Source organism: Streptomyces sp. NPDC005303 (genome assembly GCF_040607335.1).
GTDB lineage: Bacteria > Actinomycetota > Actinomycetes > Streptomycetales > Streptomycetaceae > Streptomyces.
The window spans coordinates 19,028-38,563 of record NZ_JBEXGM010000029.1 but is presented as its reverse complement, the minus strand read 5'-3'; the positions used below and the strand labels follow the sequence as shown (position 1 = coordinate 38,563).

At 70.2% G+C, this 19,536-nt stretch carries 18 protein-coding genes and 2 pseudogenes; 4 read left to right on the top strand and 16 right to left on the bottom strand.

All coding sequences use genetic code 11. The features are described 5' to 3' along the window. Nucleotides 1-249: 249 nt before the first annotated feature. From ABZT93_RS31090 to ABZT93_RS31040, 11 genes are all read right to left on the bottom strand, one after another. On the bottom strand, nt 250-843 hold the full coding sequence (locus ABZT93_RS31090; protein ID WP_356110960.1) for a snapalysin family zinc-dependent metalloprotease: 594 nt from the start codon (nt 841-843) through the stop codon (nt 250-252). Between the two features lie 510 nt (nt 844-1,353). Then, nucleotides 1,354-2,499 (bottom strand): Gfo/Idh/MocA family oxidoreductase, encoded by a 1,146-nt coding sequence (locus ABZT93_RS31085; protein ID WP_356110958.1) that lies wholly within the window; start codon nt 2,497-2,499, stop codon nt 1,354-1,356. 10 nt (nt 2,500-2,509) lie between these two features. Further along, nucleotides 2,510-3,592, bottom strand: a complete 1,083-nt coding sequence (locus ABZT93_RS31080) for a Gfo/Idh/MocA family oxidoreductase (protein ID WP_356110956.1) — start codon at nt 3,590-3,592, stop codon at nt 2,510-2,512. Between the two features lie 53 nt (nt 3,593-3,645). Continuing rightward, nucleotides 3,646-4,506 carry a carbohydrate ABC transporter permease gene (locus tag ABZT93_RS31075; protein WP_356110954.1) on the bottom strand — a complete coding sequence of 287 codons (861 nt, stop codon included), beginning with the start codon at nt 4,504-4,506 and terminating at the stop codon, nt 3,646-3,648. After that, nucleotides 4,503-5,492 carry a sugar ABC transporter permease gene (locus ABZT93_RS31070; protein ID WP_356110952.1) on the bottom strand — a complete coding sequence of 330 codons (990 nt, stop codon included), beginning with the start codon at nt 5,490-5,492 and terminating at the stop codon, nt 4,503-4,505. Before ABZT93_RS31070 ends, ABZT93_RS31075 begins: the two co-directional genes overlap by 4 nt. A gap of 26 nt (nt 5,493-5,518) precedes the next feature. After that, on the bottom strand, nt 5,519-6,808 hold the full coding sequence (locus tag ABZT93_RS31065) for an ABC transporter substrate-binding protein (RefSeq protein ID WP_356110950.1): 1,290 nt from the start codon (nt 6,806-6,808) through the stop codon (nt 5,519-5,521). Nucleotides 6,809-6,940: 132 nt separating this feature from the next. Continuing rightward, on the bottom strand, nt 6,941-7,900 hold the full coding sequence (locus ABZT93_RS31060) for an aryldialkylphosphatase (protein ID WP_356110948.1): 960 nt from the start codon (nt 7,898-7,900) through the stop codon (nt 6,941-6,943). Then, a complete protein-coding gene (locus ABZT93_RS31055; RefSeq protein ID WP_356110947.1) occupies nt 7,893-9,290 on the bottom strand; it encodes an FAD-dependent oxidoreductase in 1,398 nt (465 codons plus the stop codon). Before ABZT93_RS31055 ends, ABZT93_RS31060 begins: the two co-directional genes overlap by 8 nt. Continuing rightward, nucleotides 9,206-9,970 carry an SDR family oxidoreductase gene (locus tag ABZT93_RS31050; protein WP_356110945.1) on the bottom strand — a complete coding sequence of 255 codons (765 nt, stop codon included), beginning with the start codon at nt 9,968-9,970 and terminating at the stop codon, nt 9,206-9,208. The genes ABZT93_RS31055 and ABZT93_RS31050 overlap by 85 nt, the downstream gene beginning before the upstream one ends. Continuing rightward, entirely contained in the window at nt 9,967-10,734 is a 768-nt protein-coding gene (locus ABZT93_RS31045) for a sugar isomerase domain-containing protein (protein ID WP_356110943.1), read from the bottom strand. Before ABZT93_RS31045 ends, ABZT93_RS31050 begins: the two co-directional genes overlap by 4 nt. 7 nt (nt 10,735-10,741) lie before the next feature. After that, nucleotides 10,742-11,761 carry an ROK family protein gene (locus tag ABZT93_RS31040; RefSeq protein ID WP_356110939.1) on the bottom strand — a complete coding sequence of 340 codons (1,020 nt, stop codon included), beginning with the start codon at nt 11,759-11,761 and terminating at the stop codon, nt 10,742-10,744. A 190-nt stretch (nt 11,762-11,951) separates the two neighbouring features. Between ABZT93_RS31040 and ABZT93_RS31035 the strand changes: the two genes are divergently transcribed. Further along, nucleotides 11,952-12,665 (top strand): GntR family transcriptional regulator, encoded by a 714-nt coding sequence (locus tag ABZT93_RS31035; protein ID WP_356110937.1) that lies wholly within the window; start codon nt 11,952-11,954, stop codon nt 12,663-12,665. Nucleotides 12,666-12,855: 190 nt separating this feature from the next. Here ABZT93_RS31035 and ABZT93_RS31030 read toward each other — a convergent pair whose 3' ends face one another. Together ABZT93_RS31030 and ABZT93_RS31025 are read right to left on the bottom strand one after the other, a co-directional pair. Further along, nucleotides 12,856-13,428, bottom strand: a complete 573-nt coding sequence (locus tag ABZT93_RS31030; protein ID WP_356110935.1) for a hypothetical protein — start codon at nt 13,426-13,428, stop codon at nt 12,856-12,858. Between the two features lie 412 nt (nt 13,429-13,840). After that, nucleotides 13,841-14,509: a LysE family translocator gene (locus ABZT93_RS31025; protein WP_356110933.1), complete on the bottom strand. Its 669-nt coding sequence runs from the start codon at nt 14,507-14,509 to the stop codon at nt 13,841-13,843. Between the two features lie 159 nt (nt 14,510-14,668). Between ABZT93_RS31025 and ABZT93_RS31020 the strand changes: the two are divergent. Then, nucleotides 14,669-15,137, top strand: a pseudogene (locus ABZT93_RS31020) (RNA polymerase subunit sigma-24); the annotation flags it as partial. Nucleotides 15,138-15,143: 6 nt separating this feature from the next. On the opposite strand, the gene ABZT93_RS31015 reads toward ABZT93_RS31020, so the two are convergent. The 3 genes and pseudogenes from ABZT93_RS31015 to ABZT93_RS31005 all read right to left on the bottom strand — a co-directional run bounded on the left by ABZT93_RS31015 (nt 15,144) and on the right by ABZT93_RS31005 (nt 18,445). Then, nucleotides 15,144-16,736, bottom strand: coding sequence for an amidase (locus ABZT93_RS31015; RefSeq protein WP_356111044.1), 1,593 nt, complete (start codon nt 16,734-16,736; stop codon nt 15,144-15,146). A gap of 498 nt (nt 16,737-17,234) precedes the next feature. After that, a pseudogene (locus tag ABZT93_RS31010) lies at nt 17,235-18,156 on the bottom strand (transposase family protein). A gap of 64 nt (nt 18,157-18,220) precedes the next feature. Next, nucleotides 18,221-18,445, bottom strand: coding sequence for a hypothetical protein (locus ABZT93_RS31005; protein WP_356110932.1), 225 nt, complete (start codon nt 18,443-18,445; stop codon nt 18,221-18,223). A 515-nt stretch (nt 18,446-18,960) separates the two neighbouring features. Between ABZT93_RS31005 and ABZT93_RS31000 the strand changes: the two genes are divergently transcribed. Together ABZT93_RS31000 and ABZT93_RS30995 are read left to right on the top strand one after the other, a co-directional pair. Then, the gene (locus tag ABZT93_RS31000; RefSeq protein ID WP_356110931.1) at nt 18,961-19,092 is read left to right on the top strand and encodes a hypothetical protein; all 132 of its coding nucleotides are present in this window, start codon (nt 18,961-18,963) and stop codon (nt 19,090-19,092) included. Next, nucleotides 19,089-19,373 carry a hypothetical protein gene (locus tag ABZT93_RS30995; RefSeq protein WP_356110929.1) on the top strand — a complete coding sequence of 95 codons (285 nt, stop codon included), beginning with the start codon at nt 19,089-19,091 and terminating at the stop codon, nt 19,371-19,373. The genes ABZT93_RS31000 and ABZT93_RS30995 overlap by 4 nt, the downstream gene beginning before the upstream one ends. Nucleotides 19,374-19,536: the final 163 nt, after the last annotated feature.

Genomic DNA, 19,536 nt, shown 5'->3' with positions numbered 1-19,536 from the left:
GCGGATGGCGAGCATCGGCTGCATCGCCATGTCAGGGGTGAAGTACGTCGCGTTGGCGGACGTGGCCCTGCTGCGGGCGCCGTGATCGTGCGGGTGGGCTCGTCGGCGGGGTGGAGCCAGGTCACCTGGGCGAGGTAGGGGAGTGGGCGCCCCTTTCCGCCGGTACCGCTACCGGCCACGGGCTGCTCACCACGTCCCGGGGATCTCGGCGAGACCCCCGGGAAGCCCGTCCGCTCGATGGCCGTGTGGTCAGGGCGCGTCGATGAGCATCCGGCCGTCAGCGGGCGCGAGCCCGGCAATTCCGCTTGCGTAGGCGGACTGTACGCGGGAGCGCTCGGTGGCATTCGGTGTGGCGTTGGTGCAGGCCGTGCCGGCGCTGGACCCCGACATCAGCTGTGAGCAGGGGCCGGGCTTGGTGTCCGGCAGGCCGAGGCTGTGCCCCAGTTCGTGAGCGGCGATCCGGGTCTTGTTGTAGCCCTGGTCCACGGCCTGGCTGCCGAGTTCGACGCGGACCTGACGGCCCGGGCGAACGGGGCCGAGCGTGGCCTGCGGCCAGCCCGTGGTGGCGACGATCACGATCTCGGCCGCGGTGCCGGGCGCCGCTTCCACCAGATGGACGTTGCTCACGTTCGCGTTCCACGAGGCGACACCGGCCGCGATCGAGGCCTCCCAGCCTGCGGCGCGGCTGTCGTCGTAGCGAAGGGTCACCGCTGCGGCCAGCGCGGCGGACGATTCACCCGCGGGAGCGGGAGAGGAGGCGGGGGCGGCGGTCGCGGCGCCCGCCATGGCGAGGACGAGCGCTGTGGCGGAAGTGCCTGCCTTGAGCCAAGTGCCGAGGGGCATTGCTGCTCCTTCATCCGTGGGGGGAATCCGGCCCCGGCGGGGCCGGGTACGCGAAGGAGCGGCACGGGTTGTCCGGTGGGGGCCGGACGCACCGTCGACCGCCCCTCCGGGGCGTTGTGATGGTATGCCCTGGAATCCCTCCCCGTCATGTACCTGACATGATGAATATCCGTCAGAAATCAGTTTTCAGCGGAGGTTGGCCGGCGGGTCTCCGAACGCCACCCGTTATGCCGGCGGGACCGCCAGTCAGGGCAGGCGGGATCCGGCTCGACCAGGAGGGACGCCAGGGCCGGCACTGCGTCTTGACCAGCCTTGACTCCACCCGGAGGAGGGAGGGCGCGCGGTATGTGCGCGCCAGGCGCCACCGTCTTCCGCCGCAGCCGCCTGAGGCTGGGCATCTTTCCGGCTGCCGCAGGACGCCACCGCTTTCGAGGGGGAGCCCGGCAGCGGTGTGCAGCTGATGATCTGGGTAGGTGGGAGGTGGAGCTGCGGGACCGCCGACCGTCCCGGTCACTCCGGCATCCGGGTGATGGTCCGGGGGTCGACGGGGCGGCCGGTGCGGGCGGATTCGAGGGCCGCGAAGCAGAGTTGCAGGCCGGGCAGGGCCGAGCGGGCGGCGTTCGACGGGATGCGGTGTTCGTGGGCGGCGGTCAGGAGTTCCGCCATGGCTCCGTGCATGCCGTTGTCCCACCAGTCGCCGATCAGGGGAGTCACCTGATCGATGTCGTCGGTGACCAGCCTGACGGTCTCTCCGCCGAGGGAGAGGCCGTCGTGGATGATCACCCCCTTGGTGCCGTCGACGCGGTAGCGCCCTTCCTCCAGCCGGTGTGCCGCGCCGCGCAGGACCAGCGTGGCCGCCGCGTTCTCGAAGGTGATGGACACCTGCGCCCAGGTCGGTACCGGGATGGTCTGGTCGGGGGTGGTGCCCTTGACGGCGTAGACCTCGACGGCGGGGCCCTGGGCCCGGAAGAGCTGGGCGATGATGTCGAACCAGTGGATGGCGAAGTCGTAGATGATCAGGTCCTCCATGGTGGAGAACACCGGGTGTCCGGACACGACCAGGTCGTGCGGCCAGTGGACGGCGAAGTCGGCCGCGACCACTTCGCCGATCAGGCCCTGGGCCGACGCCTGGAGGAGGTAGGCGAAGTGGGGCGCCCAGCGGCCGTTCTGGTTCACGGCCAGGACCCGGCCCGCCTCGTCGGCCCGTCGGGCGAGCTCCTCTCCGACGCTCAGGTCCTTGACGTAGGGCTTCTGGCTCAGCACATGCTTGCCCGCGTCGATCGCGGCCCGCACGATGGCCGGTCTGTCCTCCACATGGACCGTGATGTCCACGACCTGGATGTCCGCCCGGGCCAGGAGTTCCCGGTAGTCGGTGCAGACGACGGCCTGCGGGTAGAACTCGGTGCGGCGGGTCTCGGCGGCCCGCGCGTCGAGGTCGCAGAGGGCGACGACGTCGTAGCCGGCGCGCCGGTAGGCGGCCAGGTGCATGCCGCTGATGTTGCCGCAGCCGATCATGCCGATCGCCGGCCGGAAACCGATCGGGTCGGAGGGCAGGTAGTCGACCTCGACGCCGGGGGTGCTCAGAACGGCGCTCGTATCGGCGCTCACGTCGGCGCCCATATCGGCGCTCGCTTCGGCGCTCGCATCGGTGGTCATGGTCTCTCCCCTAGAGCGAGGCGCCGAGTTCGACGGTGCGGCGTTTGGTGACGCTGATCATGGCGGCGTCCACGATGCACTGGCCCGCCCGCGAGATCGCCGGTGAGATCGGCCCCGCCACCGGCGCGCCGGTGTCCAGGGCGTGGATGAAGTGGGCGACGCCGTTCTGCTCGCTGAGCGGGAGGGCGTCGACGGGGACCCGTTCGCCGGCAGGGTGGTCGGGTGTCTGGACGGTGACATGGTCCTCGTAGTCGAAGCTCGCGATGGTGCCGTGCGTGCCCATGACCACGAACCCGCAGCGGGGATACGGCTGTTGGGTCCAGGGGTCGGTGAAGGTCCCCCAGCGGGTCTGGAAGGTGGAGAGCCCGGCGGGGTAGGCGGCGATGGTCACCGACTGCTCGTCGACCTCGTCGCCGTCCGCCACGTGGGTGCGGGTGGTGACCTCGATGGGCAGCTCGCCGTCCCGGAACCAGGTCGCGAGGGTGGCGCCGTAGCCGAGGTAGTCGAGCAGGGAACCGCCGCCGTCGGCGGCGCGGTACCACCACGTGCTCTGCTTGTCCCGCGGGCCGACGTCGTCCACTGACTTCTTGTCGTGCAGATGGTGCAGCGGGCCGCGGTTGCCGTCGTAGTAGTGCACCTCCGTGACGGCTCCGATGCGCCCTTCGGTGATCAGGCGGCGGGTGGTGCGGTGCACCGGGTACCACGCCAGCGGCCAGTTCACGGCGAGACGGATGCCCGCCTTCTCCGCGGCGGAGATCATGCGGTCGGCCTCGGCCAGGGAGACGGCGAAGGGCTTCTCGACCATGACGTGGATGCCTCGGGTGGCGAAGTGCTCGACCCACAGGGTGTGTTCGTGGGTCGTGGAGCAGACGACGGCGAAGTCCGGTTCCGTCGCCGCCAGTTCGTCGATGTCCTCGAAACGGACGTGCGCGGGGACGCCCAGGTCGTCGCAGACCGCGTCCCGCCGGAGCGGATCGCTGTCCCACACACCACAGATCTCGGCCGTGGGGTGGTCGAGGACCGTCCTGATGAAATCGCCGGCGTGCATGTGGTCGAAACCGACCACCGCCACCGCGCGGGTGCGCTGGGACATCTGCTCTCCGTTCGAAGGCTGGGGGTACGGGCCGCCGTTGCCCTGCCGGGTGTTCACTTCACGGAGCCCGAGGCGAGGCCGGCGACGATGCGGCGCTGGAAGATCAGGACGACGACGATCAGGGGCACGGTCACCAGGACTCCGGCGGCCATCTGGCTGCCGAACGGGGCGACGAACTGGGAGACGCCGGAGAACTTCGAGATGGCGACGGGAGCGGTCTCGTAGTCGGGGCTGTCGGTCATGGAGAGCGCGATGAGGAACTCGTTCCAGGCGCTCACGAAGGTGATGATCGCGGTGGTGAACACACCGGGCGCGGCCACCGGGAGGACCACCCTGAAGAAGGCCTGTCCCTTGGTGCAGCCGTCGACCATCGCGGCCTGTTCCAGCTCGGTCGGCATCTGTTTGAAGAAGGTGGTGAGCGTCCAGACGGCGAGGGGGAGCGCGAACGACAGCGACGGCAGGATCATCGACTGGTAGGTGTTGATCCAGCCGATGTCGGTGAACAGCTTCAAAAGCGGTACGACCAGGGCGATCTGCGGGAACATCGACGTCGCGATCACCAGGGTCAGCAGCACCCGCTTGAACCGGAAGCGGAGTCTGGCCAGCGCGTACGAGGTGCTGATGGCGATGACGAGGGCGACCGCGGTGGTCACCCCGGCGACGATCACACTGTTGAGCAGCGCGCGCAGGAAGGTCGAGTCGGCGCCCAGCACCGCCCGGTAGTTCTCCATCGACCACGGCCGGGGCAACGGCGTGAGGTCGAAGATGTCCGAGGTGCGGCGCAGGCTGGAGACCACCATCCAGTAGAACGGCGCCACGCAGTAGACGATGATCCCGGCGATGCCCGCGTAGAAGGCGAGGTCGGACCAGCGGGTGCGCGGCCGGTACCGGTAGGAGGACGTGGGCGTCGTCATACGGCGACTCCGACGGGGACCTCGGCACGACGGCTCCGGCGCACGCGCCGCGGCTCCTTCTCGGGCCGTGCCTCGTCGTCGAAGACGTTCGCGCCGAGCAGGCCGATGAAGACGAACGCGACGGCGAAGACGTACAGGAAGAGGATGACCGCGTAGGCGGCCGCGGCTCCGTAGCGGACGTTCGCCGCCTCCTGCTGGGCGAGCATCGAGAGGGTCTCCACGGACGGTTTCCGCGGCCCCACCAGCACGTACGGCAGGTCGAACATGCGCAGCGCGTCCAGCAGGCGGAAGAGCACGGCGACCAGCAGCGCGGGCTTCACGAGCGGCAGGGTGAGGGCCGTGAAGCGCCGCCAGGCATTGGCACCGTCGATCCGTGCCGCCTCGTAGACCTCCTCGGGGATCATCTGGAGGCCGGCGAGGACGAGCAGGCCGATGAACGGCGCGGTCTTCCACACGTCGGCGATGATGACGGAGGCCTGGGCGGCGAAGCCGTCGGCCGACCACAGGATGTGCGTGCCGAGTACGGCGTTCGCCACTCCCTGGGAGTCGAAGATCCACCGCCAGAGCAGTCCCGACACCACGGTGGGGATGGCCCAGGGGATGAGGATCGAGGCGCGGACGATGCCGCGTCCGCGCAGGGCGTGGTTCATGACGAGGGCCATGGTGACGCCCAGGACGGTCTCCAGTGCGACCGTGGTGACCGCGAAGAAGCTGGTGTTCTCCAGGGCGTTCCAGAAGCGGTCCCCGGCGGGGCCGAAGATGTCCGTGAAGTTCCGCAGTCCGACGAACGGTTCGGTGTCCGAGACGAATCCGGTCTTCTCGTCGAACCCCGGCGCCCCGAAGAAGGACTGCGCGATGGCGGCGATGATCGGGTAACCGATGACGAGCACGAGGACGAGGACCGTGGGGGACACCAGGACGGCGCCGAGGCGGTTGTCGCCGGCCGGCGCTCTGTGTGGAGAGCGCCGGGGGAGGGGGTTGCGCATCAGTGTTCCTGTTCGTCAGCCGGTGATCAGCCGGTGATCGCCGTGAGTTCGCTCTGCAACGCCTTCAGTGCCTGCTCCGGTGTCTTCTTGCCGGTGATCGCCGCGTACGCCTGCTCCTGGATCGCGGCCGTGATGTCGCCGTAGCTGACGCTGATCGGCCTGGGCATCGCGTTCTCCAGGACCTTCTTCGAGGTGGGGAGGAAGGGGTACTTCTTGATGAGCGCCGGGTCGTCGTAGGTCTCGGCGGTCGCGGGGGAGATGGAGAAGTTCTCCAGGCCCGCGCGCTGGGAGGCGGCGTCGGAGAGGTAGGCGACGAAGTCACTCGCCGTCTTGCTGTTCTTGCCGAAGGCCGAGATCGCGAGCACATGGCCGCCGAGCGAGGAGACACCGGGGTGACCGCCGATCCCGGGAAGAGTGGTGACCGCGAACTTGCCGGCGACCTTGCTCGATCCGTCGCGGGCGTTGGCCAGTGAGTACTGGTAGGACCACTGGCGGTGGAAGAGGAGCTTGCCGTCCTGGAAGGCCTGGCGGCCGGACTCCTCCTGGAGCGTGATCGCGTTCTTGGGCACCATGCCGTTCTTGAAGGCGTCCACGAGCGTGGTGAGGCCCTCCAACGCCTGCGGGGTGTCCACGTCCGGCTTTCCGTCCTTGTCGAGGATGACGCCGCCCGCGGAGTTCACCGCCTCCGCGAAGTTGACGGTCAGGCCCTCGTACTTGTCGAACTGTCCGGCGTAGCAGTCCACTTGGGCGCCCTGCTTGGTGGCCTTGACCTTGGTGCAGTCCGCCTGCATCTCCCCCCAGGTCGTCGGCGGGGCCTTGATGCCCGCGGCCTTGAGCAGGTCGGTGCGGTAGTAGAGGAGGCCGCCCTCGATGTTGGTGGGGACGGCGTAGAGCTTGCCCCGGTAGGTCGAGGCGGCGATGCCGGACTTGAGCATCTGGTCCATCGCGTAGAGCTTGGGGTCGAGTTCGCGTATCCACCGGTGGGCGGCGAACTCACCGGTCCAGATCACGTCGAGGTTGAGTACCGCGTACTGCGAGGACTTGGTCTGCAGGCTCTGGATCAGCAGTTGCCGGGCCTGGTCGGCGACCGCGCCGAGGTTGACGACGGTCACCTTCTGGTCGGGGTGCTTGGCGTTCCACGCCTTCACGAGCGGTGCCGCGGCCGTCACCTCGGTCTTGGCGGCGGCGTAGGTGATGGGCCCGCGGCCTTCGAGTTGACCTGAGCCCGCGTCGGAGCCGGAGTCGGTCGAGCCGCAGCCGGTGAGGGCCAGTGCGATGGTCGTGGCGGTGGCCACGGCTCCTGTAAAGCGGGTCATGCGGGTGTTCTTCACGGTACTTCTCCTCGGTCGAACGCACCCGTCGCTCCGACGGCCTGTATGGTTGTATAGCTCGGATGGGGAGTCAAGAGATCCGACAGAACTCACCTAGCCAACTAGCCAGATAAGGACCTAGGGCAGTCCGCCGGTCAGGAAGCGGGCGGGGTTGCCCACGCTGACCAGCTCCTCGATGTCCGCACCGAGCTCCCGCCGCAGCCGGGGCAGGAACGTCCTGCCGAGGACGTCCATCCCGGGCCCTCCTCCGTAGGCACGCAGCATCGAGTTCCTGCCGACATCCGTGCCGAGCAGCACATGCCCCTGCCGTCCGCGCTCCGCGACCCGTGCGATCAGCTCGATCACGGCCGCGTCGGCGTGGTACTTGGTCCGCCCGACGGTGTCGTAGCCCAGGAAGGCGCCCCGGGAGGCGAGTTCGTCGTGCAGCACCACGTCGATGTTGCGGTCCATGTGGGCGAGCATCACGCGCGTCGGCGGTACGCCGAACTTGTCGAGGAGGTCGAGCACGTCGTGGGCGGCGGTGCCGACCTCGCAGTGGACGGCGACCGGTACGCCGGTGGCGAGCGCGGCCCGGGCGCCGGCCTCGAGCCACACCCGTTCCGGTGGGGCGATCGCGTGGTAGCTCGCCCCCAGTTTGATGATCCCGGCCCGCACCGTGCCGGGGCGCGGTGTGGGCCCCTGCCAGTCGCGCTCGTCGATGCCGACGGTGAGGTCCTCGGTCATGAGAGCGGTCAGCTCGTCGACGCCGATCTCGTGGACCCAGTGACCGCGCGGATAGTGGGCCGTGCGGTGGATCCCCGTCGCCAGCACGATGTTCACCCCGCTGCGGCGGCTGACCGCCGCGGTCCAGCCGGGGCGGCGCCCCAGCCCGATCGGGGTCAGATCGACGACCGTGTCGATACCCGACACCCGGACGGCCCTGACCTCCTCCTCGACCTTCGCCCGGTCCTGGATCTCGTCACCGACGAGGAGGGGGCTGCGCAGGAAGAGGTGTTCGTGGGTGTCCACCCGGCCCAGCTCGCCCGGCTCGACGGAACCCAGCACCGTGGTGACGGTCGTCGCCGCGTTCTCAGACAATTGCCCCCGCCTCCTTCAACCGGCTGCGCAGCAGCTCGTGGTCGACCTTCCGGGGCTGTACGCCCGCGTCGGCGGCGAGCGCGGCGGCGGTACCGGCCGCCTGGCCCATGGCCGTGCACTGGCCGATCGAGCGGGCGGACGCGTGCGCCTCGTGGCTCGCGGAGAAGAAGCGCCCGGCGGCGAGCAGCCCGTCCAGGCGCACGGGGACCAGCGTGCGGTACGGGATCCCGTACGTGGCGTCGTCCGGCTCGGCCCGGCCGCCGACGTACTCCCACCGGGTCGCCGTACCCGCGGCGTGGTCCTCGATGGGCGCGCCGCAGCGGGCGATGTCGTCGGCGTGCGAGAGCGCGCCCCGGAAGTCGGCTCCCGTCAGGACGTACTCGCCCTCCAGGCGGCGGGTCTCGCGGATCCCGAGGCGGGAGGAGGTGCCGAGGAGGTAGGCGTGCTCGTAGCCGGGGACCCGGTCGACCAGGAACCGCACGTACTCCCGGCTCTGGCGGCGGCCCTCCTGCTCGGCCCACGTCAACTCCCAGGGATCGGTGAGGTCCTTGCCCGCGACCCGGGTCATGTTGGCGTGCCGTACACCTGGCAGCTTGGTGATGTGGATGGACCCCTCGCGCCGGGGCAGGTCGTAGGTGTCCTGGCCGGCTGCGATCAGCTGGTGGAGTTCTCCGGTGGTCGCGGTCTTCCCGGCGACGCCTCCGACCCTGAAGGTCGAGGTCGCGGGCTGCACGGAGGCCGGCGGCAGACTGGGCGCCAGCTCGGCACCGGCCCGCCAGGCGACCTCGCCCTCGCCGGTGGCGTCCACGACGGTCCTCGCCCGGAGCAGCGCCGGACCGCGCCGGGTCTCCACGACCCCACCGGTCACGGCACCGTCGTCGACCACGGCGGCCGTGAACAGCGCGTACAGGAGCACCCGCGCACCGGACTCCCGGACCATGTCGTCCCAGACCAGCTTCAGTGCCTCGGGCTCATAGGTGACCCCGGTACCGGCTCCATAGGTGTTGGGCCGCTCGAACGACATGTCGGCGTCCCGCAGCCGCTCGCAGACTTCCCAGCCGACGCCGCCGACCACGCGGTCGCCGGCGGGTCCCGGGGCGTAGAAGCCGTAGAACGTGTCCAGGACCCGGGTCCCGGTGCCGCCGAGGAACCCCCCGGACTCCACGAGCAGGGTCCGGGCGCCCCGCCGTGCCGCGGCGACCGCGGCGGAGCTGCCCGCGGAGCCGCCGCCCACTACGAGTACGTCCCCCTCCCACAGGCAGGGCAGGCCGGCGAGATCGTCGGAGGTGTGGCGGGTGCCGGGGATCATCGGGCGTACCTCTCGGAGGTCGCTGGAGCGGGTGAAGTCGCTGGAGCTGAGGGAGCCGGCGAAGACGCCCGCAGGTGCCATCCGCCGTCCACCGGGAGGACCGCCCCGGTGGTCTGGGGCGCCTCCGGAGAGGTCAGCCAGGCCACCGCGGCGGCGACCTCGTCGGCCGAGGCGGGACGGTGGGTGAGCGGCATCAGAGAGGGGAAACGCGTGCGGATCGCCGGATCGCTCAACGCTCTTCGTGCCATGGGCGTGTCCACGAGTCCCGGCGCCACGACGTTGACGCGGATGCCACGGCTCGCCCCCTCGAAGGCCGCGGCCTCCACCAGCGGCACCAACCCGGCCTTGGCGACCCGGTAGGCCGCCGTCAGGAACGACTCGTCGAGCGACGACGCGAGCGCCGAACCGATCAGGACGATCGAGGCGCCGTCCTCGGCATGCCGAAGACATGCACGCAGGAACCGGAACGCCGAGGTCAGATCCACCCTCAGCACCTCGTCCCAGCCCTCGTCGGTGCACAGGCCCACGGGCCCGTCGCCCTGTCGGCGACCGCTCATCCCGATGGCGTGCACGGCGGCGCGGAAACCTCCACCGGCGGCGAGACGCGCGGCGACGGACTCCGCCGTGCCGGGCGCGGTGACGTCCTCGTCCGGCCGGTCGGAGCCGTGCACCCGCCACCCCTCTGCATCGAGCCGGTCGCCGCACGCCCGCCCGATGCCGCCGTCCGCTCCGACGACCCAGGCGGTCCCGGGCCCGGTCATGAACTCACCTTCAGCACACCGGCCTTGCGGCGCGCGTGCTCCAGGTACGCGTTCTCGAACAGCTCGGCCGACCGCTCCGCACCCGCGATCTGGGCGCCGGTGAGAACGGGAAGCTCGATGCCGCGCTCGGCGAGCCTGCGGGCGGTGAGCACCTTGACCGTGTTGACGATGGCGACGTTCGCGATCGTGCTGGTGGGCCCGACCTTCTGCTCCCAGCCCTCGACGACGCACGCCGCGTCGCCCGTCGGGGTGCACAGGTCGATCACCACGTCCGCGTTGTCGGCCAGGACCGTGCCCGAGGAATGGGTCGCGGGGACGGACCGCGCCTCGGCGAGCGAGGTGACGGCGACGACCTTCAGACCCGCCTTGCGGGCCAGCAGCGCGGCCTCCACCGGGAAGGCGTTCCGGCCCCCCGCGCTGAAGATCATGATCGCGTCGGTGGGCCGGAGTTCGAAGTTGGAGAAGACCACCTCGGCGAGACCGGGCACCCGCTCGATGAACATCGCCTGCCGCTGCCCGTTGGCGCCCGCGACCTCGGTGTGGAACGTCATCGACAGTTCGACAATGGGGTGCCAGCCGGGGTAGGAGCCGTAGCGCGGGAACATCTCCTCGACGGGGATACGCGAGTGGCCGGTGCCCAGCATGTGCACCACACCACCGCCGCCGATCGCGTCCGCGGCTATGTCCGCGGCGGCCTCCATGACCTCCTGCTGGGTGCGCTCGATCACGTCGAGGAGATGGCGTGCGTGCTGAATCCAGTCCATGGGTCTCTCAGTTCGTCGCGTGGTTCTGCGCGGGGTTCGTCGCGTGCTTCTTGGCGTCCGACAGGTGTGGGCTCCGCGCGCCGGTGGGGGAGGCCCCGGCGTAGAGGGCCGCTCCGACGGCGCCGGCGTGGGAGCCGAGCTCCGCCTTGAGGAGGCGGACGGGCCCGATGATGTCCACCCGCTCGGCGAGGACCCGTTCGGCGGCCGGAGCGATGTGGTGGAACGCGCCGGAAAGGCCGCCGCCTACGACGACCACTGGTGTCTGGAGCAGCACGCAGGCGTTCGCCACCGCCATGCCCAGATATCCGCCGACGCGGGCGAAGGCGTCGAGGGCCCAGGGGTCCCCTTCGTCGGCGGCCTCGGCGCACATCCGGGCGGTGAGGCGGGCCAGACTGCCGCCGGACAGCCGGTGCAGGACGGCGGACTGCCCGGTGAGAACCGCCCGCGCGCACCGCCCGACCAGGGCGGACGCGGAGGCGACGGTTTCCAGGCAGCCGACGGCGCCACAGCCGCACCGCTCGCCGAACGGATCGACGGCCAGATGGCCCAGCTCCGGCACGCGGTCGACAGCCCGGATGACGATGTCGCCGTCCCGGGCGAGGGCCCCGCCGACCCCGGTTCCCACGGTCACGAAGAGCGCGTCGAGAGCGCCCCGCCCCGCGCCCAGCCGCAACTCGCCGTACCCGAACGCCCGGGCGTCGTTGAGGAGCCGCACCCGCACCCCGGCCACCCGCTTCTCCACCCGCTCGGCGACCGGACAACGGTCCCAGTCACCCGGCAGGTTCGGCACGAACAGGGTCTCGCGGCGCACGGTGTCGACCAGTCCGGGCATGGCCAGGCCTACGAGGTCCACCTGCGCGCCGACACGGTTCACCAGGCCGCCCAGCTGGTCGACGAGGGCGTCCCCGCCCTGGCGAGCCGTGGGTTCCTCGCCCGTGCGGACGACCTCCCCCTCCGTCGTCAGCGCCCACTTCACATGGGTACCGCCGACGTCGATGCCCAGTTGGGCCGTGTCCTGGCTCGACACCGTGCCTCCTGACCCGGGGATCACCATCGACCCCACTAGCTGTCTATACGGCTCGTTACCGTAGGAGGGGGTGGTAGGAGTGTCAAGACCATCGACGGGACCGTTGTTTTCCCGCCCTGACTAGTCGGCCATACCGTTGGATAGCATGGGTCCGGCACATCGCCGGACGCCCCGAGCAAAGGAGTCATCATTGGCAGGCGCAAGCTCTCCCCGTTACGTCGAGATCGCGAACGCTCTCCGGCAGCAGGCGCGTCGCACCCCCGCGGGCCGGCCGTTGCCGAGCGAGAGTGAACTCGCGGCCACGTTCGGGGTGAGCCGCATGACCGCCCGTCAGGCCGTGAAGGCCCTCCAGGCCGAGGGGCTCGTCTACCGGGTCCCGGGAGCCGGAACCTTCTCCTCGGGCTCCGAGAAGCACCGCGCCATGGGCCAACTCCGGTCGTTCACCCGGGACATGACCGACAAGGGGTACCGGGTCCGCTCACAGGTGCTGACGGCGGAGTGGTTCCAGCCCACCGCCGAGGAGGCCGCCGACCTCGCACTCTCGCCGCAGAGCCGCGCGATCCGCATCGACCGGGTGCGCTACGCCGACGACACCCCGATGGCCCTGGAGCGAGTCCGTCTCGCACCGCGCTGCTCCTTCGTGCTCACCCACGATCTCGCCACCAACTCCCTGCACGCGATCATGGAGGAGCGGGACATTGTCCCCACCGAAGCCTTCGGCACCCTCGTCGCGGCGAGCGCCGACTCCGAGGACGCGGCTCGCCTGGGAGTCGACGTCGGCTCACCACTTCTCGTCGAGCGCCGACAGATCGACGACCAGCACGGCACCCGCATCGAGAGCACCGAGACGCGTTACGTCGGCAGCGAGTACGTCTTCGACGTCCACCTGCGACGACCCAGGTAGGGCATGGGGGACGCGACGGGGAGGGTTTCGGGCGACGGTCAGTTGTTGCGGGTCATGACCGCATCACGGCGGTCAGCTCGCCGGGGGCCACCGCCGGCACCGCCGCGGGCTTCGCCGGTGTCGCAGATGCGGCGAGCCGCATCGTCGTCAGGACTGCGGGCCACGGCTTCGGTCCTCTCGTCCACACAGGTCAGTGAGCGAACGCTTCGGTCAGGCTGATGCGGTAGCCGTCCTCTTCCATCAGAACGACGGTGACGCCGAAGGGGGAGGGGTGGTCGATCTCGATCGGGATGAAGGAATAGTTCACCGCGGCTTGGATCGGTGGCACTAGTTCGGCGCCCGGCTGCGGTGCGGGGGCAGGACTCCAGTCCGGAGAGATCGATGCCCAGCCCTCGGGGCTGCGGGACAGGAGCTGCTCGATGTAGGGGAACTGGTGCAGGACATGCCCGTCACGCGTGGCGAGCACCATGTTCAGGCACGGCGCCGGGCCGACGACCGGCAGCTCGCAGGCGGTGGCAACGTCATGGGTTTCCCAGACGAGGACGACCTCGTCCGCGCCGGCGGCCGCGGCGATGTTCGCGAGTTCCGCGATCCCGGTGAGCGCGTCCTGGCCCACCTTGATCGGGCGGACCCAGATCATCCCGACCAGCTCGCCGCGCACCAGCGGCATGATGAGCGGGCGCGGCACCGTCCCCTCGCCCAGCCCGGCCGTGTACGCCTGCTTCGCCACACCGACCAGTGCGTCCCACATTCGCGCTTCCATGGACGCCCTCTCCGTTTGCCGACTCTGATCATCGCACCCTGCCACGAAGGCTGAGGTTGTGTCAGTGATGCCGTCGACCGGGCTGAAAGTGACCAGCGTGCGGACCCGTGCCTGGGCCGCGCACAACGCCTTCGTCGGTGCGGCAGATCAGCTCGTACGGGTCCGTTTGGAAGCCGGCAAATGTCACCGGAGCGCGTGCCCGATGGGGCCGGGGCGGATCGGTCATGACCGATCCGGCGGCGTGACCGATGACCGATTGCCCGTCGACCGGTCGTCGGTCATGACCGGTCGGCGCGGGCCGTGGTCGGGGGTCGCCGCCTGTCCGGTCGCGGATGTCCAGCAGGAAGGAAGACTGAGTCCGCCGCGGTCGGCCTCGCCGCGCCAGATCTAGTACGGACGTCGGGTGCACCGGTCACTCGACCGCGGCCACCCCGACCCCGATGGCGATGAACAGGCAGCCGCTGATCCGCTCGCAGCGGCGGCGCCACGCAGGACGGCCCAGTACGGCGCGCAGCCGGGCGGCAAGGCCCACCACGGCCTGCCAGTAGACGATGCCGATGACGATGTCGAGCGCGCCGAGCAGGAAGATCTGCTCCGTCGGCGAAGCGCCTCGGTCGACGAACTGCGGCAGAACGCTCAGGAAGAACAACGCGGCCTTCGGATTGAGCACATTGGTGAGAAACCCCTGGGTGAAGCCGGTCCGGCGGCCGACCGGCGCGACGGCGCCCGACCGCGGGGCATGACCATCCCGTGGCCGCCACCGCTGGGCCCTCTGCGGACCGACGCCCGCGCGGGCATGCTCACGGGCGTCGAGCAGGGCACGTACACCGAGGTAGACCAGGTACGCGGCGCCTGCGAGCTTGATGACGGTGAAGGCAAGGGCCGAGCGGGTGGCGATCACCGACAGGCCCAGCGCCGCGGCGCACATGTGGACGCACAATCCCGTCTGCGCGCCCAGGGCGGCTGCCCGGCCCAGCGAGGTGCTCCGTGCTGCGGCCCGCACGATCACCAGGAAATCGGGGCCGGGTACCAGGTAGGCGAGCAGGACCACACCGAGGAACCCCGCGAGATCGACCGACATCGTCCGCTCCGCTCCGCGTCCGTCCGTCGGACGCGCCTCGTTCGTGGGTTCCACCGATGCCGGCTTTCATGCGGCCGGCTCGGTCACGGCGACTCAGTGGGGGTTCATCGATCTTGAAAGGCTGCGCCGTGACCGACCCGGACCGCTTGAAGCGGGTCGAGGGCCCGGCGCCACATGGCGGCAGGCCATCCCCGCTTCGAGGCGGACCGTGCGGAGCGCGAGGAACTGGCGTCCCGCTTCTTCGACGCCCTGCGCGAGGAAGACGTGGGCGGACTCCGAGGCCTCCTCGCCGCCGACGTGTCCATGGTCGGCGACGGCGGCGGCGGCAAGGCACCGCAGCCGGCCAGGGCGGTCGCCGGGGCGCGGAACGTGGCCCGGCTGCTCGGCTCGGGCTGCCCGCGGATGGCCCGGATCGAGGTGACTTTCGAGCCGCACGAGCTCAACGGCCGGCCCGGAGCGGTCTTCTACGACCGTGACGGCAGGGTCCTGCACACCCTGCCCCTGGACATCCTCGACGGCCGTGTCCAGATGATCTGCACGGTGATCAACCCCACCCAAACTCCGCCACGTGGGCCCGGTGGCCGACGCGTGGGCGATCCACCGGGAGGTCCGGGCGAGTCGCCCCTGAACCGGGTCAGAACCCCACGTCCGCTCCCCGGTAGCCCGGCACCCGCCGCACCCGGCTCGCCCGCTCGTACGCGTGCGCGAGCCGCAGCAGCACCGGCTCGCTCCAGGCCGTCCCCATGAACGTCACCCCCACCGGCAGGCCGAACGCGAAGCCCGCAGGCACGCTCACCGCGGGGTACCCGGCGAGCGCCGCGGGTGTGGACGCGCCGCCGCCGTACGTGTCCCCCCGGATCAGGTCGATCTTGGCCGGAGGACCGGTCGTCGGCATCACGAGGGCGTCGAGGCGGTACCGGCGCAGCACCGCGTCGATGCCCTCCGTGCGGGACAGCCGGTGGTTCACCGCCAGCGCCTCCTCGTACTCCCGTTCCGAGAAGTCCAGCCGCTGCACCGCCTCCAGCCCGTCCTGCCGGACATAGCGCAGCTCACGGTCGGCGTGCGCGCGGTTGAAGGCGATCAACTCCGCCAGGTCGCGCGGGTGTTCACCGCCGGCTGCGGCCAGATAGGTGTTCAGGGCGCGCTTGAACTCGTAGGCCTGGACGACCATCGAGCCGGGCAGGTCCTCCAGCTGCTCGGCCGTGGGGATGTCCGCCGGGTCGACGATCACCGCTCCGGCCGCGCGAAGTACCCCGATCGCCCGTTCCGCGATCTCGTCGGCGTGATCGCTGTACCCGAAGTAGACGGTCCGCGGGACCCCGATCCGCGCCCCGCGCAGCCCGTCCGCATTCAGGAAACGGGTGTAGTCGCGGTGGAAGTGTCCCCGGCTCGCCGTCGTGGCCGGGTCCCTCCCGTCGACCCCGACCAGCGTGCCGAGCATGATCGCCGCGTCCCGGACCGTGCGTGCCATGGGCCCCACGCTGTCCTGACTGGGCACCCCGGGGATCACCCCGCCCCGGCCGACCAGTCCGACGGTCGGTTTGACCCCGACGACACAGTTCGCCGACGACGGGTCGATGATCGAGCCGTTGGTCTCGGTGCCGATGCCGGCGACGCACAGGTTGGCCGCGACGGCGGCACCGGTGCCGGAGCTGGACTCGTTGGGCGAGCGGTCCAGCTTGTACGGGTTGCGGGTCTGGCCGCCGCGCGCGCTCCACCCGGCGTGGTGGGTGAGAGAGAGGCCGCCCGCCCACTCGCTGAGGTTGGTCTTGCCGAGGACGACGGCACCGGCGGCCCGCAGCCGGGCGGCGACCGTGGCGTCCCGCGAGGGCCGCAGCCCCTCCAGGGCCAGCGAGCCGGCCGTGGTGTGCATCCGGTCCGCGGTCTCGACCAGGTCCTTCAACAGCACGGGCATGCCGTGCAGCGGGCCCCGGGGGCCGCCGCTCGCGTCCAGCCGCCGGGCCTCGCGCAGGGCGTCGGGGTTGACCTCGATCACCGCGTGCAGGAGCGGGTCGAGGCGCTCGATCCGCTCCAGGTAGTAGCGGGTGAGCCGCTCGGCGTCGAGCCGCCCTTCCGCCATCAGCCCGCGCAGCTCGGTGATGTCCAGCTCGTCGAACTCCCCGCCGACCGTGTCGGCCCGGGCCGGGGCGGTGCCCAGCCAGGGCGTGACCGCCGCCGCGGTACCGAGCGCCAGCACGTTCCGCCGCGTGGCGCGGATCCCCTCCATACGTGTCATGTACTGCACGCTAGAGACGAAACCGCCCCGACTCCCTCCGGCTGTCCCCCGATTCCACACGGGAGCAATCCCCCCACAAGCAGGTGGTTGCCTTGAGCGCACTCGAAGGCGTTGGCTGAGGAGTCATGAAGTACACGCAGCTCGGACGCACCGGACTCAAGGTCGGCCGACTCGTCCTGCGCTCGCGGTACTTGTAGTAGCCGCTGAAGGCTGCTGACAGCGTGACAATGAAGCCGATGGCGACGATCGTGACGTTCTGCCATGTCAGTTTGCCGCCGGTACGAACTCCCCTTCACCGTCAGGCTGTTCACGATCACCTGCCCCCTCCACGCAGGTTGTTGCCTGTCGGCGACATGCTCGATCAGTTGCAAACCAGCACTCCTGTCACTGGTGATTGTCACGGCGTAGCGTGACGGGTGCACGTCTGGTTACGACGTGGTGCTCGATTGAGGTCGAGCCGTGCTGGCCTGGCGGGTTGGCCGGTGGTGATCAGCTCTCGGCGACGCGGTCGGAGACCGGACCGGCCACGGCGGAGTAGGTCTCGGCGAATACTCCCGGCGTCCGATGTACCGCTGGAGGGGCCGCCACTGCTTATGTTCGGCGTGGGCGTGCTCGACGCAGATCCGTTCTGAGGACTGCTGATGGCGGGCCGCTTCCCACGCTGCGACGTCCTCTGCCGGCGCGTCCTTCCTCGGCTTCAGCTGCGGGGCCTGGACCTGGTCGGGGAACCGCTTGGCCAGTCCCCGGCAGCCCACATCGTCCTGTGCCTTGACCTGCGGGTACCGCTCGAACAGGTCGCAGATCCCCGCGGTCTTCACAGCCGTCCGGTCGTGCATGCGCCCGGGGCGGAACGCCCCGGCCCACAGGGTGCGGCCCTTCTCGCCGGTGACGACGATGGTCTTCTTGGTGTTCTGCCGCATCTTCCCCGAGACGAAGGCGCGGCGGCCGGGCTTGCTTCCCCGCGGACGGCGTACCCGGACCTCCGTACCATCCAGTCGCAGCTCGACGCCCTCCGCCGCGGCATAGGCGAAGACATCCGCCGGCGTGCGAAGCCGCACGTCGGGACGGCCCGGCACGGCGAAGCTACGGGCAGCCGGCAGCGGGCGGATCTCGTGGACGGCCCGGGTGATCGTGCAGTGGTCCACGCCGTAGAGCACGGCCGGCGCCGCGTGGGGGAGTTGGAAGCGCAGGATGACCGAAGCAGCGATGAGCGGTCGGTGAACACCAACTGGTGACGGGGTCCTGCTCCAGTCGCACGCATGCGGCCGTGGCCCCGGCGGTCGTGCGGTCGCCCCTCTTCCGAGGCCGTCCACGCGTCTGCCAACTCGCCGATCAGCGCGCCGAGTCGATGGCGCTGGAGACCAGTGAGGACACGATGGGACAAGGCCGCGCGGGCCAGGTATGACGCCATAACAACACCAACTCGCGCGCCTTCTCCACATCCCCGACCCCTGGAACGGCATTGCCGGTGCTCGTCAGCCTTGCCGCCGACGCCGCCGCAGAACACCAACGGTGCCGCTGAGGGCCACGAACAGAGAGCCGCCCACCACCCAAGGCAGGTTCGAGGTGACCGATGCCGCGGGGTGGTGCTCGAAGACCATCCGCGACATGGCTTCCCCGAGGAGCCCGCCGGTCAGCGTGACCCCCCAGAAGATCAGAAGGATCGTCCAACCGTTCCGGGCACGCATCCAGTCATTCACACGATGATCATGCGCCCAGCATCCCATCGGTTACAAGCCGGCCCGATGAAAGGCAATGACCGCCGGTACCAAGATCACGACGCCCCACCCACAGTCGAGCACAACCTCGTCAGCGCTGAGCGCGGGAAGGGGGAGCGGTGCAGGAAGGACCTGTGCTGGACGGGCGCTACGGGCTGATCGAGGCGATCGGTGCGGGCGGGTTCGGACAGGTCTGGGGAGCACACGATCCCAAGATCAACCGCTTTGTGGCGGTCAAGGTGCTCACCGGTGACGTGAGCAGCAGCTGGCAGGTGGCCTTACCTCGGCTGCGTCGCCGCGCCCTAGTCGGCGTTGTGTCTGAGCACCGGCCCGTAACCGTTCCAGCGCGTGGGCAGCGGTATCGGGGTTTGCCATCGCGGTCACCACTCCGGCTCCCGGGATCAGTGACGCAGCGCCCGGCGCGGCCTGCGTGACCACGCGGCTCGACACCAAGGCCTCGCCGTCCGCTGCGACCGGCTCGGCAAGGGCTGGCCGGCGTGGCGGAGTCCAACACCGAGTGCGCGGACAAGGACCTTGAGCTGATCGTGGATTACGCCGGGTTCGGCACCACCACCAAGGCGGTGGAGGCGCTCGGCCAGAAGCCCTGCGTCACTGGCTCGACCGAGTGATCGACTACGCCGAGATCAAGCGCGGCGTCCTGGCAGCGCTCGAGCCGACGGCGTGGCAGGACCTCGTCGCCCACAGCCACGACCCCATCGAAGGCGCCCTCGCTCACCTGCTGGATGCCGGGAAAACGGCCGGTTCCATCCGCACGGACGTAGACGCCCACGGGTTCCTCCTGCTGATCGCCTACCTCAGCCGCCTGGAATGGAACGAATGGAAAACCACGGCACGGCCACTGATGAACGTCATCCTCGACGGCCTTCGACGACAGGACGCCGACCGGTGATGACAGCAGACCACTGAGGACCTCCCGAAGAGCAACCCCAACGTCACCACACAGCAGAGGAAAGACATCGACTCCGCCACCGAGCGGTGTCAGTTCTCATCGACATGTCACGGCTCGCTGATCGATAAGTGCTGCCCAAACTCGTCGACAAGCGGTGTCCGCT

What these genes read in the sequence shown, in the direction of transcription:
- ABZT93_RS31080 (WP_356110956.1), bottom strand. Translation starts at nt 3,592, where the DNA reads ATGTCCCAGCGCACCCGCGCGGTGGCGGTGGTCGGTTTCGACCACATG.
- ABZT93_RS31085 (WP_356110958.1), bottom strand. Translation starts at nt 2,499, where the DNA reads ATGACCACCGATGCGAGCGCCGAAGCGAGCGCCGATATGGGCGCCGAC.
- ABZT93_RS31075 (WP_356110954.1), bottom strand. Translation starts at nt 4,506, where the DNA reads ATGACGACGCCCACGTCCTCCTACCGGTACCGGCCGCGCACCCGCTGG.
- ABZT93_RS31025 (WP_356110933.1), bottom strand. Translation starts at nt 14,509, where the DNA reads ATGTCGGTCGATCTCGCGGGGTTCCTCGGTGTGGTCCTGCTCGCCTAC.
- ABZT93_RS31070 (WP_356110952.1), bottom strand. Translation starts at nt 5,492, where the DNA reads ATGCGCAACCCCCTCCCCCGGCGCTCTCCACACAGAGCGCCGGCCGGC.
- ABZT93_RS31090 (WP_356110960.1), bottom strand. Translation starts at nt 843, where the DNA reads ATGCCCCTCGGCACTTGGCTCAAGGCAGGCACTTCCGCCACAGCGCTC.
- ABZT93_RS31055 (WP_356110947.1), bottom strand. Translation starts at nt 9,290, where the DNA reads ATGGCACCTGCGGGCGTCTTCGCCGGCTCCCTCAGCTCCAGCGACTTC.
- ABZT93_RS31050 (WP_356110945.1), bottom strand. Translation starts at nt 9,970, where the DNA reads ATGACCGGGCCCGGGACCGCCTGGGTCGTCGGAGCGGACGGCGGCATC.
- ABZT93_RS31015 (WP_356111044.1), bottom strand. Translation starts at nt 16,736, where the DNA reads ATGGAGGGGATCCGCGCCACGCGGCGGAACGTGCTGGCGCTCGGTACC.
- ABZT93_RS31030 (WP_356110935.1), bottom strand. Translation starts at nt 13,428, where the DNA reads ATGGAAGCGCGAATGTGGGACGCACTGGTCGGTGTGGCGAAGCAGGCG.
- ABZT93_RS31065 (WP_356110950.1), bottom strand. Translation starts at nt 6,808, where the DNA reads ATGACCCGCTTTACAGGAGCCGTGGCCACCGCCACGACCATCGCACTG.
- ABZT93_RS31045 (WP_356110943.1), bottom strand. Translation starts at nt 10,734, where the DNA reads ATGGACTGGATTCAGCACGCACGCCATCTCCTCGACGTGATCGAGCGC.